This window comes from Streptomyces sp. P9(2023), assembly GCF_032436795.1.
GTDB lineage: Bacteria > Actinomycetota > Actinomycetes > Streptomycetales > Streptomycetaceae > Streptomyces.
Window position 1 is genome coordinate 296,761 of the sequence record NZ_JAUPWM010000005.1, and the last position, 18,119, is coordinate 314,879.

Here is an 18,119-nt window from a genome sequence, read left to right on the forward strand (position 1 = left end):
CCGATGACCATCGCCCCGGAGAGACCGCCCCTGACCAAGGGGACGGAGCCCGCCCGGCCGTCCGTCGGCGAGCGGCGGCGCACCACAGGCGGACTGCGCGCCACCGACGTCTACGCGACCCTCGGTGCCGCGGCCGCCTCCCTCGCCCTGACCTGGCTGCTGTTCGACCGGCTGCTGCCCTTCAGCGGGGCCGTCGGCTTCGTCCTCGTCGCGTACGCCCTCTTCCTCGGGCTCTACGCGCTGCTCGTCTCCTTCGACGAGGACGGGCCCGCGGTACGCGACCGGTTCGCCTCCGTCGTCGTGCGCACCGCGGGGATCGTCCTCGTCGCCGTCCTGATCTTCGTGGTGGCGTTCACGCTCTGGGAGGGGCGCAAGGCGCTCGTCCACCTCAACTTCTTCACCGAGGACATGAGCCTCGCGGGCCCGCTCGAACCCCTCGACGTAGGTGGCGTGCTGCACGCCGTCGTCGGCACGCTGGAGCAGATCCTGATCGCGCTGACGCTCACGGTGCCCACCGGGGTGCTGTGCGCCGTCTTCCTCAACGAGGTCCCGGGCGCCTTCGCCCGCCTCGTCCGCACGATCGTCGAGGCGATGACGGCGCTGCCGTCGATCGTCGCCGGCCTCTTCATCTACGCGACGATCATCCTGGCCCTCGGCGTCGAGCGCTCCGGGCTCGCCGCCTCGCTCGCGCTCTCGGTGATGATGCTGCCGATCATCATCCGGGCCTCCGACGTCGTCATCCGGCTGGTACCCGGGACGCTGCGCGAGGCCTCGTACGCGATGGGGTCCTCGCGCTGGCGGACCGTCTGGCACGTCGTGCTGCCGACCGCGCGCTCCGGCCTCACCACCGCCGTCATCCTCGGCACCGCGCGCGGGGTGGGGGAGACCTCGCCCGTACTGCTCACCGCCGGCTTCACGGCGGAGCTGAACGCGCTGCCGACCTCAGGACCCCAGGTCTCCCTGCCGCTCGCCACCTTCGAACTGGTCAAGTCCCCCGAACCGAACATGATCGCGCGCGGTTTCGGCACCGCCGCCGTCCTGATGCTGCTGGTGCTGTTCCTGTTCGTCGTCGCCCGGATCGTCGGCGGCCGCGGGCCGGGCCGGCTGACGAAGCGCCAGGAGCACCGGCGGGTCCTCGCGTCCCGGCGGGACGCCGAGCGCATGGCCGGGAGGGCCGAGCGCATGGCCGGGAGGGCCGAGCGCATGGCCGGGAAGGTCCCGGCGCCCGCACCCGTACGTCGTCCGACAAGGAGCACCCCGTGAGACCCGCAACCCTCGTCCGGATCGGTATGGCCCTCGGGGCCGTGCTGTGCACGCTGCTGGCGACCGTCAAGGCACCGGCCGCGCACGCCGCCGGATATACGAAGATCACCGGCGCGGGCTCCACCTGGAGCTCCAACGCGGTCGAGCAGTGGCGCCGCAACATCGGCGCGAACATCGGCCTGACCGTCAACTTCAACGCCAACGGCTCCTCGCAGGGCCGTGAGCAGTTCAAGAACGGCACGATGGACTTCGCCGTCTCCGAGATCCCCTACGGGCTCAAGGACGGCAACGTGACCGACGTACCGCCGAAGCGCGGCTACGCGTACATGCCGATCGTCGCCGGCGGCACCGCCTTCATGTACAACGTCAAGATCGGCGGCAAGCAGGTCACCAACCTGCGGCTCTCCGGGTCCGTCCTCGCCGGGATCTTCGCCGGCAGGCTGACCATGTGGAACGCGCCCGAGATCAGGGCCGACAACCCCGGCCTCAACCTCCCGGCCCGCCGGATCGTGCCGGTCGTCCGCTCCGACGGCTCGGGCACGACCGCGCAGTTCACCACCTGGCTCGCCAAGGAGCACAGCGGGGTCTGGAACGACTACTGCCGCCGCGCGGGCCGCCAGACGCCCTGCGGCATGACCTCGTACTTCCCGGTCGCGCCCGGCTCGACGATCGTCGCCAAATCCGGCTCCCTCGGCGTCTCCGCGCACGTCCGGCAGCCGCAGGGCGAGGGCGCGATCACGTACGTCGAGTACTCGTACGCGCTCAACGCGCACTTCCCGGTCGCCAAGGTCCTCAACGCGAGCGGCTACTACGTCGAGCCGACCGCCTCCAGCGTGGCCGTCGCCCTGATGAGGGCCCGGATCAACGGTGACAAGAACTCCTCGAACTACCTGACGCAGATCCTGGACGACGTCTACCGCTCGGGCGACCGGCGCAGCTACCCACTGTCCAGCTACTCGTACATGATCGTCCCGACGACCGAGGCATCCCCGCACACCAAGGAGAAGGGCCGCTCGCTGGGCACCTTCGCCCAGTACTTCCTCTGCGACGGTCAGCAGCAGGCCGAGGAGCTGGGCTACTCGCCGCTGCCGAAGAACCTCGTCCAGGCCGGCTTCGACCAGGTCCGCCGGATCCCGGGCGCCCCGACGGGCGCGCCGGACCTCTCCACGTGCCGTAACCCCACGTTCTCGTCGGACGGCACGAACACCCTCGCGAAGAACGCTCCCCAGCCGAAGGCCTGCGACAAGAAGGGCCCGACGCAGTGCGCCGACGGCACGGCGGGGGCGGCCGGCACCAAGACCCCGGTGAAGAACGGCGGTTCGTCCTCGGGCGGCTCGGGGTCGGGCGGCTCGGGGTCGGGGTCGGGTGGGGGTACCGGGTCGGGCTCGGGTTCCGGGTCCGGTTCCGGCGGCTCGGGCGCGTCCACCGGCGGTACGGGTGGTTCCACGGCCGGTACGACCGGCGGTGCGGCGACCGGCGGCGCGACGGGCACGGCCGGTACGACCGGCGGCGGCACCGTCGACCCCGACACGGGCCAGATCCTGGACGGCGGCGGAGACGGGGGTGCGGGCGGCGGCGACGCGTCGGTCGTCGGCAACCCGGTGACCCTCGCCTCGGACTCGGCGGGCGGCCTGCGCACGGTCCTGATGGCGCTGTCCGGCGTGCTGCTGCTCGGCGTCGTGGTCGGGCCCCCGCTGGTCGGCCGCGCGCTCAGCTCGCGCAACCGCCGTAAGGGAGGGCTGATATGAGAACGGCGATCCGCGTCCGCGCCGGCGTCGGCGCGCTCCTCGCCGCGGTCGTCCTGGCGCTGGTCCCGCTGCCCCAGGACACCCCGGCGGCCGCCGCGACGGGTGACGGCTCCCAGGACAGCTCGGCGCTGACCAAGAGGGGCACGAAGGGGCCGCACGACGACTTCTCGGACCTGGAGGTGACCGTCCACCAGACGAAGAACCTGCGGGCGCAGGGGGTGAAGGTCAGCTGGAAGGGCGGGAAGCCGACGCAGGGCCTCAACAACAACTACCTCCAGATCATGCAGTGCTGGGGTGACGACCCGGCGGGGCCCAAGCGGGAGCAGTGCCAGTTCGGAGTCGCCTCCACCGGCGGCCAGCCGTTCGGGAACCAGGTGTTCCGCCGGCTCATTCCGGTCGACAGCGATCCCCTGGAGACGCAGTACGACGAGTTGATCGACTCACCCGACTTCCCGGGCCAGAAGGAGAACCCGTTCGTCCCGTTCGCACCGGTCTCCGGTCCGCCGACCAAGTCGATCGTGGACTTCACGTACTTCGGTCCCGGCGACACCAACGAGCAGTTCTACGCCAACACGCAGCCGGACGGCACGGGCCAGGCCGTGGTCAGCCTGCAGACCACCCGCGAGGCTCCCCACCTCGGCTGCGGTGACCCGGTCACCCAGGCCGGGAAGGTGCGGGGGCGGGGCTGCTGGCTCGTCGTCGTGCCGCGGGGCGAGCATGACCCCAAGGGCCAGACGGGCGTGGGATACAAGCCGATCACCTCGCCCCTGTCCACGACGAACTGGAACCAGCGGATGGTCTTCCCGCTGGACTTCCTGCCGGTCCGCGAGCCCTGCCCGACGGACAAGCCCGAGCGGCGCATGTCCGGTTCGGAACTGATCACCGACGCGATCACCTCCTGGCAGTCGGCGCTCTGCGCGGGCGGCGACACCCGCTTCACCTTCACGCAGCGCGGCGAGTCGCAGGTGCGCAACGGGGTCGTCAACGGGACGCCCGGCGCGGCCGGCCTCGCCTTCACCGTCCAGCCGGTCGAGGGCGGAGCGGGCGGGGGGTTCGTGCACGCCCCGGTCGCCGTGAGCGGACTGACGGTCGGCTTCTTCTGGGAGGCGGACGGGATCGGGCAGGTCCCGGATCTCCGGGTCGGTCCACGGCTGCTCGCCAAGATGCTGACCCTGTCCTATCCGTACGACATCCGGGTGCTCACCGACAAGGCGCCGGTACCGGACCATGTGAAGGACAATCCGGTGTCGATCGTCCGCGATCCGGAATTCCTGAAACTCAATCCTGAATTCGAGAAGAACAAGCAGGCGGCGGCGAATTATCCCGGCGGGATCCTGCTCTCCGCCGAACGTTCGGACGTGGCCGAGGTCGTCTGGGAGTATCTGCGGTCGAATGCGGAGGCCCGCGCCTTTCTCGAAGGAAAGCCGGACCCGTGGGGCATGAAGGTCAACCCGTTCTTCAAGGATCTCGGGCTCGCCACGACGGGCACGGACGAGTTCCCCAAGGCGGACCCGACGGAGACCGAGCTCGTCAACGGGGAGCGGAAGATCAGCTACGGCGTCACCGAGCGCTCCCCGTACGCCCTCGACATGCACGACGCGGCCCAGTGGGTCCGCCGCGGTACGAACAACGCCAAGGACCGCGACGCCCTGGACGACACGTCGACCAGTGGCCTCAAGCTGGTGTCCGGCGAGGTCTACCCCGGCGGCCGGCGGGCGTACGGGATCACGGACGCCGCCTCGGCCTCGCGCTACCAGATCCAGACGGCGTCCCTGCTGAACGCCGACGGCGCCTATGTGCGGCCCGGCACGGCCTCGCTGCTCAAGGCCGTCGAGCAGTTCAAGGACTCGGGCGTCCCCGGGGTGCTCGATCCCGATCCGGCCCGCGCCCGGGACGGGGCGTACCCGCTGACGATCGTGACCTACGCGGTGGCCTCCACCTCGCTGCCCGCGGACGCCCGCAAGGACTACGCGCGGGTCATGCGGTACGCGGCGGGCGGCGGCCAGCGGCAGGGCACCGCGCCCGGCGAACTCCCGTACGGCTACGCGCCGATGCCGGCGAAGCTGAAGACGCAGGCGGACGTGGCCGCGGACGCGCTGGAGAGCGGGGTGCTGCCGGGCGGACCCGGCGGCTCGTCCGGTGACACCTCGGGCTCCGGCGGGGCGGGCGGTTCCTCCTCGGGTGGCGGCTCGGGCGGCGGAGATGCCTCCGCCGACACGTCCTCCGGTATGTCGTCGGGCGGTACGGGTGCGGGCGGGGGTTCGGGTGACCCGTCCACCGCACCCTCGGCGGCGGGCGGTAAGGCGTCGGGAGGCTCCGGAGACAACACGCCCAAGGAGCAGCTCGCCGACGCCGGAACCACCCCGTCCCAGGTCCTCGGCGTCATCCGCTGGGTGCTCCTCGGCGTCCTGGTCGCGGGCGGCGTCGCAGGCCTCGCCGGCCCGGTGATGCTGCGGTACTCGGCGTGGCGGGCGGCGAGCGGCTGACGGCTGCCGTCCGGAATCCCCGGAACCATCCACACCGGTTGGTTCCGGGGATTCCGTACATCCCTCGGTGAATTCCCTTGGAGTCACCTAGGAAATGAACTCGTAACCCAAACTGTGGCGCGATTTTGTGGCCGTTCCGGGGAGGTCTGCGGAATTGTTCTCCACGACCGGTCGACGGGTCGGTCGTAGAACAATCCGGATTTGCTTGTGCGTCCCTTTCCTGGCTTTCGTCATCCGTTTCCACGGAGGAGAACAGAAGTGAACGTCAAGTCCCGCGCTCGCATCGGTGCCGTCGTCGGTGCCGCCGCCCTCGGCCTCGGTGTCATGGCCGCCCCCGCCGCCCAGGCCGACCCGGCCCCGATCACCGACTACCGCCAGCTCGCGGCCGTCGGCTCCGACACGACCCAGGACGTCATGAACGGCCTGGGCAACTCGGTCCGGGACGCCGCCAACGCGAAGATCATCGCCTCGTGGAACGCCACGGGCTCGGCGACGATCAAGACCAAGGCGACCAACTGCGTCATCAACCGGCCGAACGGTTCCTCCGCCGGCATCGACGCGCTGCGCAACGCCGTCGACACGGCCTCCGGCTGTGTGGACGTCGCCCGCTCCTCGCGCGGCCCGGTGGACTTCACCTCCACCGACCTCACCTTCATCCCGTTCGCCAGGGACGCGGTGACGTGGGCCAAGCGCTCGGACAGCACCCTCCCGTCGAACCTGACCGCGGCCGACCTCAAGGGCATCTACGAGTGCACCGTCACGTCGCTCAACGGTGTCGCGCTGACGCCGATCCTGCCGCAGGCCAACTCCGGCACGCGCCAGTTCTTCCTCAGCTCCATCAACGTGACCACGCCGGGCAGCTGCGTCACGCAGGGTGCCCAGGAGAACGACGGCACGGTCCTCGACAGCGCCGGTGACGTCGTTCCCTACTCCGTCGCGCAGTACATCGCGCAGGCGAAGGGCACCGTCACCGACCGCCGTGGCGCGGCCGTCCTCGGCTCCATCGACGGTGTCGCCCCGCGCAACACCGACTCCACGCTGAACTCGTCCTTCCCGCTGGCCCGTGACGTCTACAACGTCGTCCCGACCGCCAAGCTGGGCGACCCCGTCATCGCCTCCACCTTCGCGGGCGCGACCTCCAAGGTCTGCACGGACACCGCCACCGTCACCAACTACGGCTTCGGCACCATCGCCAACTGCGGCGACAGCACCACGCTGCGCGCCGAGCGCTGACCCGGGCGGCTCATGCCACCCGAACCCCAGGCCGGGCACCCACGCGGGTGCCCGGCCCCCTCCCGTATCCACCACCCACTCATCTCGTGGAGAGACCAGATGCACCGTCTCGCACCGCACAGATCACCCATAGCCCTGCTCACCGCGCTCGGCCTGCTCCTCGGCGCGCTCGCGGCGACCCTGGCGCTCTCCACCGACGCGCGGGCCGCCGACAGGCTCGGCACGTTCACCCTGTCCCCGACCACGGGAAGCGCCTGGGACACACTCGACGAGACGGTCACCACCGAGGCGGCGTGCCCGGCGCAGACGACCACGCTGGCCCTCTACATGGTCAATCCGGCCAACGGCCAGGGGCGCGTCATGCAGTTCTCGCCGGTCGGCGACTACGGCACGGGGCCGCTCGACGTCGATCTCTCGCCGGGGACCGTCGCGGTCCTCGAATGGCTTCCCGGTCCGGAGTACGACGGCACCTACCCACTCCAGCTCCGCTGCCTCAAGGACGGTGAGACGGCCGGTACCTCCACCGCGTACTTCAGTACCAACATCGAGGTCAAGGGCGACACCTGGTCCGTGGCCGAGGCCGAGTCCACCACGACCTCGCTGACCGCCACGCCGGCCGGCACCGCCGCCATCGGCGCCGAGGTCACCCTCACCGCCGCCGTCACGCCGACCGACGTCGCCGGCGAGGTGACCTTCGGGTACGAGAAGGGCGGCACACGTACCGAACTCGGCAAGGTGGCCCCGGCGTCCGGGACCGCCGTCCTGAAGACCACCGCCCTCCCTCAGGGCGTCATCAGCCTCTTCGCCACCTTCAAGCCGACCGACCTCGACGCCCACGCGCCGTCGGCCGGCAGCGCGCTGTCGTACACCATCACCCCGGCCCCCACCCCCACGGACACCCCCACCGGCACCCCCAGCGAGACGCCGTCCGAGACCCCCTCGGAGACCCCTTCCGAGACCCCTTCCGAGACCCCGTCCGAGACGCCCAGCGAGACCCCGAGCGGGACCGACACCCCCACCCCCGACCCCTCCGACACCGGTGACACCACCACCGGCGGTGACTCCGGGACCACGGGCGGGACTTCGGGCGGCGACACCTCCGGCACCTCCGGGTCCGGCGGATCCGGAGGATCCGGTGGCAACGGGTCGCTCGCCTCGACCGGTACGCCCATGGCCGCCGCCGCGCTCGGGGCGCTCGCGCTCGTGCTGCTCGGTACCGCGCTGCTGATCCACGTCCGCCGTAAGGGACTGCTCAGATTCCGCTGATCCCGACCCGACCCCCGCTCGCCCACGGACCGGAGCCCTCCCGTGACGACCCCTTCGCCGACCGCCGCCCGCCGCCCCGGGCTCGCCCTCACCGGGGCGGCCCTGTGCGTGCTCGCGGCGCTGCTCATCGGCTTCGCCGCCAACCTGGCCGTCGTCGGCCACCTCCAGCACGCCCGCGACCAGCGGACGGCGTACGACGAGCTGCGCGAGCAACTCGCCCTGGGAACCGCCCCCGTGGGCCAGCAGACCTTCGACGGCAAGCAGCTCTCCCTCGGCGCACCCGTCGCGCTGCTGCGCATCCCGGCCCTCGGGCTGCGGGAGGTCGTCGCCGAGGGCACCACCTCCGAGGTCCTCATGTCCGGGCCGGGGCACCGACGCGACACGCCCCTGCCCGGACAGGAGGGCACCAGCACGATCATGGGCCGCCAGTGGGGCTACGGCAGCCCGTTCGTCGGCGTCCACCGGCTGCCCGCCGGCGCCACGATCGAGGTGACGACCGGTCAGGGCAAGGCGGTCTACGAGGTCGAGGGCGTCCGGCGCCCCGGCGAACCGCTCCGCCCCGGCCTCGCCCCCGGCTCGGGCCAGGGCCGGCTCACCCTCACGACCGCGAGCGGCGGCGCGTACACGCCCAAGGACATCGTCCACGTCGACGCCAAGCTGATCTCGGACGTGCAGCCCAGTCCGCCCCGGCCACTGCGCCCCGGCTGGATCACCGCCGCCGAGAAGCCCCTCGCCGGCGACCGGAGCGCCTGGCTCGCGGTCTTCCTCGGCGTCCAGGGCCTGCTCCTGGCCGCGCTGCTGACCGTCGCCGCCCACCGCAGATGGGGAGCCAGGCAGACCTGGGTCGCCGCCGTGCCGGTCCTGCTGGCCCTCGGCGTCCTCGTCTCCGGGCAGCTCACCCGGCTGCTCCCCAACCTGCTCTGAAAGCACAGGAGTTCACCACCATGACCGATGTAGCGGACACCGTCACCCTGCCGCCGCTCCACGCCTCCGCCGGCGCCGCCGCGCTGGAGGCGGACGCCGTCTCGGCCTGGTTCGGCGACCACAAGGTCCTCGACCGGGTCTCCCTCGCCATGCCCGCCCGTGAGGTCACCGCCCTCATCGGCCCGTCCGGCTGCGGCAAGTCCACCTTCCTGCGCATCCTCAACCGGATGCACGAGCTGATCGGCTCGGCCTCGCTGGCCGGCCGGGTCCTGCTCGACGGGCAGGACATCTACGACCGGGGCCGCCGCATCACGCACGCCCGGCGCGAGATCGGCATGGTGTTCCAGAAACCCAACCCGTTCCCCGCGATGTCCCTGTACGACAACGTCCTGGCCGGCCTCAAGCTCAACGGCATCAAGGCGACCCGGGACGGCCGGGACGACCTCGTCGAGGAGTGCCTCACCAAGGCCGGGCTCTGGCGCGAGGTCAAGGACCGGCTGCGGCAGCCCGGCGGCGCGCTCTCCGGCGGCCAGCAGCAGCGGCTCTGCATCGCCCGCTCGCTCGCCGTCCGGCCCCGCGTGCTGCTGATGGACGAGCCCTGCTCGGCGCTCGACCCGACCTCCACCCGGCGCGTCGAGGAGACCATCGCCGAGCTGAAGTCCGAGATCACGATCGTCATCGTCACCCACAACATGCAGCAGGCCGCGCGGGTCTCGGACTCGTGCGCGTTCTTCCTCGCCGAGCAGGGCACCCCGGGCGTGATCGTCGAACACGGTCCGACGGAGGAGATGTTCGGAGCGCCGCAGGACTCCCGTACCGCCGACTACGTCAACGGCCGCTTCGGCTAGGACATAAGGGTGGCTGTTTTAAGGGTGGCTGTTCAGGGCGCGCCCCGCCACACCAGCAGCATGTACGCGCCGAGCCACGCCGAGGAGAGCGCCGCCCCGCCGAGCACCAGGGCGGCGACGTGGCGGCGCGCCCGGCCGACCGCGAGCGCGAGCGGGAGCAGCAGCGGGAAGCCGGGCAGCAGGAACCGGGCGCGGGGGAAGTACACGCCCCCGCTGCCCAGGACCACCAGCAGCAGCACGCCCGCGAAGACGAGCAGCGGCAGCGGCTGCCGGTCGGCGACGCAGAGCGTGAACAGCGCGGTGGCGGCGATCAGCGTGAGCGAGACCAGGACCAGGAAGAGCTGCGGGTCCTGGGTGTAGACGAGCTGCCTGCGCAGCTGACGCAGTGTCACCGAGCCGCCGTCCCAGGCGTTGCCCCAGGACTCCTGCACCACGAAGTACCCGTCCCAGCGGCCGAGCCGCAGCCCCACCCAGCCGACGTACGCCAGCCAGCCCAGGGGAGCGGCAAGGGCGGCGGCGAGGGCCCGCCGGCTTCCCCGGCGCGCCGCGAGCAGCCCGGCGACCGTCACGGCCGCGGCGACCGCGATCCCGGTCGGCCGGGTCAGCCCCGCCGCCACCGCGAGCCCCGCCGCCCAGGACCAGCGCCCGTCGAGGACGGCGTACAGCGCCCAGGCGGCCAGGGCGGTGAACAACGACTCCGTGTACCCCATCCACTGGACGACGGCGACCGGCAGCGCGCCCCACAGGACGGCCAGGACCGTCCCCACCCGGCGCCCGTACAGCCGGTCGCCGACCGCGAAGATCCCCCAGGCGGCGGCCAGCGAGCAGAGCACGGCGAGGACCAGGCCGACGGAGGCGCGCGAGCCGGGGGTGACGGCCGCGACCGCCTTGATCAGGGCCGGGTAGAGCGGGAAGAAGGCCATCGGCCGGTGGCCGTCGGGCGGTTCGCCGGGCGGCCCGGGCTCGTACCCGTGGTCGGCGATGGCGAGGTACCAGCGCGAGTCCCAGCTCGTCGCGAGCGCCGGCCAGATCCCGTGCCCCCGCAGGTGCGCCCAGCGGCCGAGCACCAGCAGCCCCAGGAGCCGTACGGCCAGGTAGCCGAGGAGCGCGGGGGCCGCGTGGCGCAGGGTGCCGCGCACCCGCCTCGGGAGCCGGACGCCGTGCGGGGACGGCGGCCGCCGGGAGGCGGGAACGGTCGGTCGGGCGGTCAGGACCGGGGGCACTGCGGCGGCTCCAGGGAGGCTCGGCGGGACACCGGGTCACCCTGGCCGGAACCACCTGATCGCGGGACGCGCGTTGCGCCGGCTGCCGCACCGAATTCACCCGTACGGGACATGGCGGACGGACCACGCGGCGAGGCCCGTACGGAATCGCTTCCGTACGGGCCTCGGGCGGCTCGGGGGCGGCTACAGGCCGGCCGCCTCCGACAAGTCGCGCTTGATCGCGAAGAGGATCTCGGCGCCCTTCGCGCGGGCCGTCGCCAGCTCGCTCGCGTCGGCGACCGGGACCACGACCTCCAGGTAGCACTTGAGCTTGGGCTCCGTGCCGGACGGGCGGACGATCACCCGGGCCTTGTGGTCGCCCTCCAGGTAGTAGCGCAGACCGTCCGTCGGGGGCAGCGACTCCGTGCCCTTCGTCAGGTCCTCGGCCGTGGTGACCGTGAGCCCCGCGAGGTGGACGGGCGGGTACTCGCGCAGCGTGCTCATCGCGTTGGCGATGACGTTCAGGTCGTCGACGCGCACCGACAGCTGGTCCGTGGCGTGCAGCCCGTGGGCCACCGCCAGGTCGTCGAGCAGGTCGGTCAGCGTACGGTCCTGCTCCTTGAGGACCGAGGCCAGCTCGGCGACGAGCAGCGCCGCCGTGATGCCGTCCTTGTCGCGGACGCCCTCGGGGTCGACGCAGTAGCCGAGCGCCTCCTCGTAGCCGTACCGCAGGCCCTCCACGCGGGCGATCCACTTGAAGCCGGTCAGCGTCTCCTCGTAGCCGACGCCCGCCGCCTCGGCGATCCGGCCGAGCAGCGAGGACGACACGATCGACTCGGCGAAGACGCCCTGGGCGCCCTTGTGCACCAGGTGCGCGGCGAGCAGCGCGCCCACCTCGTCACCGCGCAGCATCCGCCAGCCGCCCTCGACCGTGCCGTCCGGCACGGCCACGGCGCAGCGGTCGGCGTCCGGGTCGTTGGCGATCACGATGTCCGGGTCCACGGCGCGGGCCGCCTCGAAGGCGAGGTCCATCGCGCCCGGCTCCTCCGGGTTCGGGAAGGAGACCGTCGGGAAGGCCGGGTCCGGCTCGGCCTGCTCGGCGACGAGTGCGGGCGGCGGGAAGCCGGCCCGGGCGAAGGCGGCCGTCAGGACGTCCTTGCCGACGCCGTGCATGGCCGTGTAGACGGTCCGCACGCCCCGGGGGGAACCGGGGGTCAGGACGGCGTCCGTACGGGCCAGGTAGGCCGCCAGGACCTCGTCGCCGAGGGTCTCCCAGCCGGCGTCGGGGCGCGGGACGTCGTTCAGCGAGCGGACCGCGTCGATCTCGGCGGCGATCTCCGCGTCGGCGGGCGGCACGATCTGCGAGCCGTCGCCGAGGTAGACCTTGTAGCCGTTGTCGCGCGGCGGGTTGTGGCTCGCGGTCACCTCGACACCCGCGACGGCGCCCAGATGCCTTATGGCGTACGCGAGGACGGGCGTCGGCAGCGGGCGGGGGAGGACGGCGGCGCGGAGTCCGGCGCCGATCATGACGGCGGCGGTGTCGCGGGCGAAGTCGGCGGACTTGTAGCGGGCGTCGTAGCCGACGACGACGAGGCCGCCGGCGTGGCCCTGCGCCTTGAGGTACGCGGCGAGGCCGGCGGCGGCGCGGATGACGACGGAACGGTTCATCCGCATGGGTCCTGCGCCGAGCTCGCCCCGGAGGCCGGCGGTGCCGAACTGGAGGGTGCCGGCGAAACGGGCGGCGAGCTCGTCGGTCTCACCGCTCTCGATGAGCTTGGCGAGCTCCTCGCGGGTCTCACTGTCGGGATCCTCGGCGAGCCATGCCTGGGCCCGGGCGAGGAGGTCGTCCTGCGTCACGGTGTGCCTTTCGGAGGGTGAGAGGGGGGAGGGCCTGGGGGTGGGTGCGGGGTGCGGGGTGCGGGGTGCTGGGCCGCTGCGGGCCGGTGGACCGCTGCGCGGAGCCTTCCCCCACCCCGCCCCTTCCCGAAACCGGGGCTCCGCCCCGGACCCCGCGCCTCAAACGCCGGCGAGGCTGAAATTTCCCCTGCGGGGAAATCCAGCCCGTCCGGCGTTTGAGGACACGGCCGGAGGCCGTACGGGGTCTGGGGGCTCAGATCCGGTCCAGCACCCGCGTAAGCAGCTCACCCATCCGCGCCGCCGAGTCGCGGCCCGCCTGGAGGACCTCCTCGTGGTTCAGCGGCTCGCCCGACAGGCCCGCCGCCAGGTTGGTGACCAGGGAGATGCCCAGGACCTCCGCGCCCGCCTCGCGCGCCGCGATGGCCTCAAGGACGGTGGACATGCCGACCAGGTCGCCGCCCATGACGCGGACCATGTTGATCTCGGCCGGGGTCTCGTAGTGCGGGCCGGGGAACTGCACGTAGACGCCTTCTTCGAGGGTCTCGTCGATCTCCTTGCACAGCGCGCGCAGGCGCGGCGAGTAGAGGTCGGTGAGGTCCACGAAGTTCGCGCCGACGATCGGCGAGGCGGCCGTCAGGTTGAGGTGGTCGCTGATCAGGACCGGCTGGCCGGGGCGCATGCCCTCGCGCAGACCACCGCAGCCGTTGGTCAGGACGACGGTCTTGCAGCCGGCGGCGACGGCGGTGCGCACCCCGTGGGCGACGGAGGCGACGCCCCGGCCCTCGTAGAAGTGGGTACGGCCCAGGAAGACCAGCACGTGCTTCGCGCCGATCTTGTACGAGCGGACCTTGCCGCCGTGACCCTCGACCGCCGGCGGCGGGAAGCCGGGCAGCTCGGTCGCGGGGAACTCGGCCTCCGGCGCGCCGAGCGCGTCGACGGCCGGCGCCCAGCCGGAGCCCATGACGAGCGCCACGTCGTGGTTCTCGATTCCGGTCAGCTCGCGAAGTCGCGCGGCTGCGGCCTCGGCGGCCTCGTACGGGGTGGCAGTTGCGTTCACTGACTCTCTCGCCTCGGGGAGGGGGCTGTCCGAGGGGAGCCCCGGACGGATTTCGTACGCGCAGAAGCGTAGCCCGAGAATTCCTACGCGCGTAGATGACGATGCTGACGGACATGCGATCGTTGTGTTGTCGTTTCCGACGAATGGCCTAGTGGTCACCCCGGTGTGCGGCCGGCGCGAGGCTCCCCGGTCACCTCAGCACGGGCGCTTGCGCAGCTCCATCACGTAGTCGTGCGGGGCCCCCGCCGACTCCGCCGCGTCCGCGACCTCGCCCAGGTAGCGGGCGGACGGCAGACCGCCCTCGTACGCGTTCAGGACGTACACCCAGGCGGGCTCGTCGCCGTCCAGGGTGTGCACGCGTACCCGCATCCGCCGGTAGATGTCGAGGTTGACGCCCTCCCAGCGGTCCATCGACTCCTCGTCCATCGGCGCGATGTCGTACAGCGCGACGAAGACCTGGGAGCGCGGTGCCTCGACGATCGTCGCCAGTGCGCCTTCCCAGCCCATCTGCTCGCCGCCGAAGGTCAGCCGCCAGCCGTTGAGCCAGCCGGTGCCGCGCAGCGGGGAGTGCGGGGCGCGGCGGGTCATGAGCCGCGCGTCGAGGTTGCCGGCGTACGCGGCGTAGAGCGACATGGGGTCGAGGGTACGGGAGGGGAGAGGTCTCCGCGGATGTCCAGGTGGGCCGGTCCGGGGCACGTTCCCGGGCCCCGGCGAGAGGCAGGCCCCGGCGTACGGGACAATGGGGTACGCACTTGAAGCGTGCGGGACAATGGCGTACGCACTGCAGCCCAGCGGGGGACCCCCCGGCAGAACGAGAGCGCGAGGCGTAGATCCCAGTGACCCGGATCGTGATCATCGGCGGCGGACCCGGCGGATACGAGGCTGCCCTGGTGGGCGCCCAACTCGGCGCGGAGGTGACCGTCGTCGACTGCGACGGGCTCGGCGGCGCGTCCGTCCTCACCGACTGCGTCCCCTCGAAGACCCTCATCGCGACGGCCGAGGTGATGACCACCTTCGACTCCTCGTACGAGGAGCTGGGCATCATCGTCGCCGACGACACCCCGCACGTGGAGCAGGCCGCCCGCGTCGTGGGCGTCGACCTCGGCAAGGTCAACCGCCGGGTGAAGCGGCTCGCGCTCGCCCAGTCCCACGACATCACCGCCTCCGTGACCCGGGCCGGCGCCCGTGTGCTGCGCGGTCGCGGCCGGCTCGTCGGGCAGCAGGCCGTGGACGGCTCGCGTCAGGTGATCGTGACGGCCGCCGACGGTACCGAGGAGGCGCTGACCGCCGACGCCGTACTGATCGCCACCGGCGGCCACCCGCGCGAGATCCCGGACGCGCAGCCCGACGGCGAGCGGATCCTCAACTGGACGCAGGTCTACGACCTCACCGAGCTCCCCGAGGAGCTCATCGTGGTCGGTTCCGGTGTCACCGGCGCCGAGTTCGCCGGCGCCTACCAGGCCCTCGGCTCCCGGGTCACCCTGGTCTCCTCGCGCGACCGCGTGCTCCCGGGCGAGGACCCGGACGCCGCCGCCGTCCTGGAGGACGTCTTCCGGCGCCGTGGCATGAACGTCATGGCCCGCTCGCGCGCCGAGTCCGCCAAGCGGGTCGGCGACCGGGTCGAGGTCACCCTCTCCGACGGCCGGGTCATCTCCGGTACGCACTGCCTGATGGCCGTCGGCGCCATCCCGAACTCGGCCGGAATGGGACTGGAGGAGGCCGGGGTCCGGCTGAAGGACTCCGGGCACATTCTGACCGACCGGGTCTCCCGCACCTCCGCCCCCGGCGTCTACGCGGCCGGTGACGTCACCGGCGTCTTCGCGCTCGCCTCGGTGGCGGCCATGCAGGGCCGGATCGCGATGTACCACTTCCTCGGTGACGCGGTGGCCCCGCTGAACCTCAAGACGGTCTCCTCGAACGTCTTCACCGACCCGGAGATCGCGACCGTCGGCTACACCCAGGCGGACATCGACGCCGGCAAGATCGAGGCCCGCGTCGTCAAGCTGCCGCTGCTGCGCAACCCGCGCGCGAAGATGCAGGGCATCCGCGACGGCTTCGTCAAAATCTTCTGCCGCCCGGGCACCGGGATCGTGGTCGGCGGCTGTGTCGTCGCCCCCAAGGCGAGCGAGCTGATCCACCCCATCTCGATCGCGGTCGACAACAATCTGACGGTGGAACAGATCGCAAAAGCTTTCACCGTGTACCCCTCCCTGTCGGGCTCGATCGCGGAAGTGGCACGGCAGTTGCACACCCGAAAGGCGACGGGCGAGGCCTGATCCCCCCTCCCGCCTGCGGGAACGGTTCGGCAACTCGGGCAACCCCCGGCAAGGCGGGGCATAGGACGATCAACGGCGGGGCCTCCCATATCACTTGGAGGCCCCGTCTGTGCGTATCTTCTGCAATTCGGCGCATACTGCTGAAAAGTTCCGGCCGCGCAGGTTACTGTCAGTTTCGTGTTCGCTGCAGAACGTCGTCAGTTGATCCTCGAAATGGTGCGCGCCAACGGAGCCGTGTCGCTCCGGGAGCTCGCCCGCGTCGTCCAGACCTCAGAAGTGACCGTACGGCGAGACGTGCGGGCACTGGAGGCAGAAGGACTCCTCGACCGCCGGCACGGCGGTGCGGTATTGCCGGGCGGCTTCACGCGAGAGTCCGGCTTCCCGCAGAAATCCCATCTCGCGACCGCGGAGAAGACGGCCATCGCCGACGTCGCCGCGAGCCTCGTCGAGGAGGGCGAGGCCATCGTCGTCGGCGCCGGGACGACCACGCAGGAGCTGGCCCGCCGGCTCGCCCGCGTGCCCGGTCTGACCGTGGTCACCAACTCCCTCCTCGTCGCCCAGGCGCTCGCCCACGCCAACCGGGTCGAGGTCGTCATGACCGGTGGCACGCTGCGCGGCTCCAACTACGCCCTGGTGGGCAGTGGTGCCGAGCAGTCGCTCCAGGGGCTGCGGGTCTCCCGGGCCTTCCTGTCCGGCAGCGGCCTGACCGCCGAGCGCGGTCTGTCCACGTCTAACATGCTCTCCGCGAGCGTCGACCGGGCGCTGGTGCAGGCGGCGGCGGAGGTCGTGGTCCTGGCCGACCACACCAAGCTCGGCACCGACACCATGTTCCAGACGGTGCCCACGGACGTGATCACCCGCCTCGTCACCGACGAGCCCCCGGCGCACGACGACCGGGCGGCGACGGAGCTCCAGGCGCTGGCCGACCAGGGCGTGCAGATCGCCGTGGCGGGCACCGGCGCGGGCGGTGACGCGGTCCCCCCACCCGGACGCCCCCGCCGCGACGTCCCCCTCCCGGGGCAGCGGGGCCGCCACCCCGGCGGCCAACTCCGCAGCGCGGGCGGGGCACTGAGCGGTGAGGTGCTCGCCCCCGAGCGTGCGGCCCGGGTGGCGGACATGCGGAGGCGCTGAGGCGCTCAGGCGCGGTTGCGCGGTCGCGTGGTCGCTCGGTCCGAGGGTCCCTCCCCCAGGGGGCCCGCCCCGCGCGGGAGGCTCCTCCCGGCTCGGGGCTACGGCCTGCTCAGGGCTTCAGGCCCCGTACCGTCAGTTCCAGCAGACGGTCGGCCAACTCCCCGTCCTCCGGGGACTGTTCGGCCGCCAGTGCGATCGCGTTGGTGAGCCGGATCAGATCGCCGATCGAGACTCCGTCACGTACCGTCCCCGCCTTCTGCGCCCGGGACAGCAGGATCTCGCCGGCCGCGCGCAGCGGGACACCGCACTGCGCGAGCGCCGAACTCGCGTCCCGCGAGCCCGACATGGCAGGCATCAGCGCCCGTGAAAGCCCCCGGTACTCACTCGCATGAGTGATCAGGGAGCGCAGCCACGCCACGAGCGCCGGGCACGGCTCCTCGGCCTCCGCCAGCTCCCTGCCCCGCTGGAGCAGGGCTGCCAGGGCCTCCTGGAAGACCGCGTGGATCAGCGCCTCGCGGGTGGGGAAGTGCCGGTAGAGCGTGCCGATGCCGACCCCCGCACGGCGGGCGACGTCCTCGAGCGAGGCGTCGGTGCCGTGTTCGGCGAACGCGGCGCGGGCCTCGGTCAGCAGTCGCTCGTGGTTGCGGCGTGCGTCGGCGCGCATGGGGCCTCCCCTCCGGATACGGGCGAAGGGCCCACCGGCGGTGCGCCTGCGGGCCCTTCGTACGGTACGTGCTGCGCGGTCAGTCCTTGATCTCGCAGATGGCGGCGCCGGAGGTGAGGGAGGCGCCGACTTCGGCGGCCAGGCCCTTGACGGTGCCGGAGCGG

14 protein-coding genes are annotated in these 18,119 nt (G+C 72.2%); 9 read left to right on the forward strand and 5 right to left on the reverse strand.

Annotation, left to right across the window (positions count from 1 at the left end):
• The first annotated feature begins 3 nt into the window (after positions 1-3).
• From pstA to Q5762_RS10775, 7 genes are all read left to right on the forward strand, one after another.
• Complete coding sequence (gene pstA, locus Q5762_RS10745; RefSeq protein WP_315891779.1) at positions 4-1,263, forward strand: phosphate ABC transporter permease PstA; 1,260 nt, start codon at positions 4-6, stop codon at positions 1,261-1,263.
• Positions 1,260-3,011, forward strand: a complete 1,752-nt coding sequence (pstS, locus tag Q5762_RS10750; protein ID WP_315891780.1) for a phosphate ABC transporter substrate-binding protein PstS — start codon at positions 1,260-1,262, stop codon at positions 3,009-3,011. Before pstA ends, pstS begins: the two co-directional genes overlap by 4 nt.
• Complete coding sequence (locus Q5762_RS10755; protein WP_315891781.1) at positions 3,008-5,497, forward strand: hypothetical protein; 2,490 nt, start codon at positions 3,008-3,010, stop codon at positions 5,495-5,497. Before pstS ends, Q5762_RS10755 begins: the two co-directional genes overlap by 4 nt.
• Before the next feature lie 258 nt (positions 5,498-5,755).
• Complete coding sequence (locus Q5762_RS10760; protein ID WP_315891782.1) at positions 5,756-6,730, forward strand: substrate-binding domain-containing protein; 975 nt, start codon at positions 5,756-5,758, stop codon at positions 6,728-6,730.
• Between the two features lie 99 nt (positions 6,731-6,829).
• Positions 6,830-7,996: a hypothetical protein gene (locus Q5762_RS10765; RefSeq protein WP_315891783.1), complete on the forward strand. Its 1,167-nt coding sequence runs from the start codon at positions 6,830-6,832 to the stop codon at positions 7,994-7,996.
• 42 nt (positions 7,997-8,038) lie between these two features.
• Positions 8,039-8,920: a class E sortase gene (locus tag Q5762_RS10770; RefSeq protein WP_315891784.1), complete on the forward strand. Its 882-nt coding sequence runs from the start codon at positions 8,039-8,041 to the stop codon at positions 8,918-8,920.
• A gap of 20 nt (positions 8,921-8,940) precedes the next feature.
• Entirely contained in the window at positions 8,941-9,768 is an 828-nt protein-coding gene (locus Q5762_RS10775) for a phosphate ABC transporter ATP-binding protein (protein WP_315891785.1), read from the forward strand.
• Between the two features lie 32 nt (positions 9,769-9,800).
• Here Q5762_RS10775 and Q5762_RS10780 read toward each other — a convergent pair whose 3' ends face one another.
• The 4 genes from Q5762_RS10780 to Q5762_RS10795 form a co-directional block, all read right to left on the reverse strand.
• Positions 9,801-10,991, reverse strand: coding sequence for a hypothetical protein (locus Q5762_RS10780; protein WP_315891786.1), 1,191 nt, complete (start codon positions 10,989-10,991; stop codon positions 9,801-9,803).
• Positions 10,992-11,174: 183 nt separating this feature from the next.
• Positions 11,175-12,827: a phospho-sugar mutase gene (locus tag Q5762_RS10785; RefSeq protein WP_315891787.1), complete on the reverse strand. Its 1,653-nt coding sequence runs from the start codon at positions 12,825-12,827 to the stop codon at positions 11,175-11,177.
• A 253-nt stretch (positions 12,828-13,080) separates the two neighbouring features.
• The gene (locus tag Q5762_RS10790) at positions 13,081-13,884 is read right to left on the reverse strand and encodes a purine-nucleoside phosphorylase (protein ID WP_315891788.1); all 804 of its coding nucleotides are present in this window, start codon (positions 13,882-13,884) and stop codon (positions 13,081-13,083) included.
• A 195-nt stretch (positions 13,885-14,079) separates the two neighbouring features.
• Entirely contained in the window at positions 14,080-14,517 is a 438-nt protein-coding gene (locus Q5762_RS10795; protein ID WP_315891789.1) for a gamma-glutamylcyclotransferase, read from the reverse strand.
• 203 nt (positions 14,518-14,720) lie between these two features.
• On the opposite strand from Q5762_RS10795, the gene Q5762_RS10800 reads away from it, so the two are divergent.
• Positions 14,721-16,160: an NAD(P)H-quinone dehydrogenase gene (locus Q5762_RS10800; protein ID WP_315891790.1), complete on the forward strand. Its 1,440-nt coding sequence runs from the start codon at positions 14,721-14,723 to the stop codon at positions 16,158-16,160.
• Between the two features lie 177 nt (positions 16,161-16,337).
• Positions 16,338-17,291, forward strand: a complete 954-nt coding sequence (locus tag Q5762_RS10805) for a DeoR/GlpR family DNA-binding transcription regulator (protein ID WP_315891791.1) — start codon at positions 16,338-16,340, stop codon at positions 17,289-17,291.
• Positions 17,292-17,400: 109 nt separating this feature from the next.
• Here Q5762_RS10805 and Q5762_RS10810 read toward each other — a convergent pair whose 3' ends face one another.
• A complete protein-coding gene (locus tag Q5762_RS10810) occupies positions 17,401-17,955 on the reverse strand; it encodes a helix-turn-helix domain-containing protein (protein WP_315891792.1) in 555 nt (184 codons plus the stop codon).
• Positions 17,956-18,119: the final 164 nt, after the last annotated feature.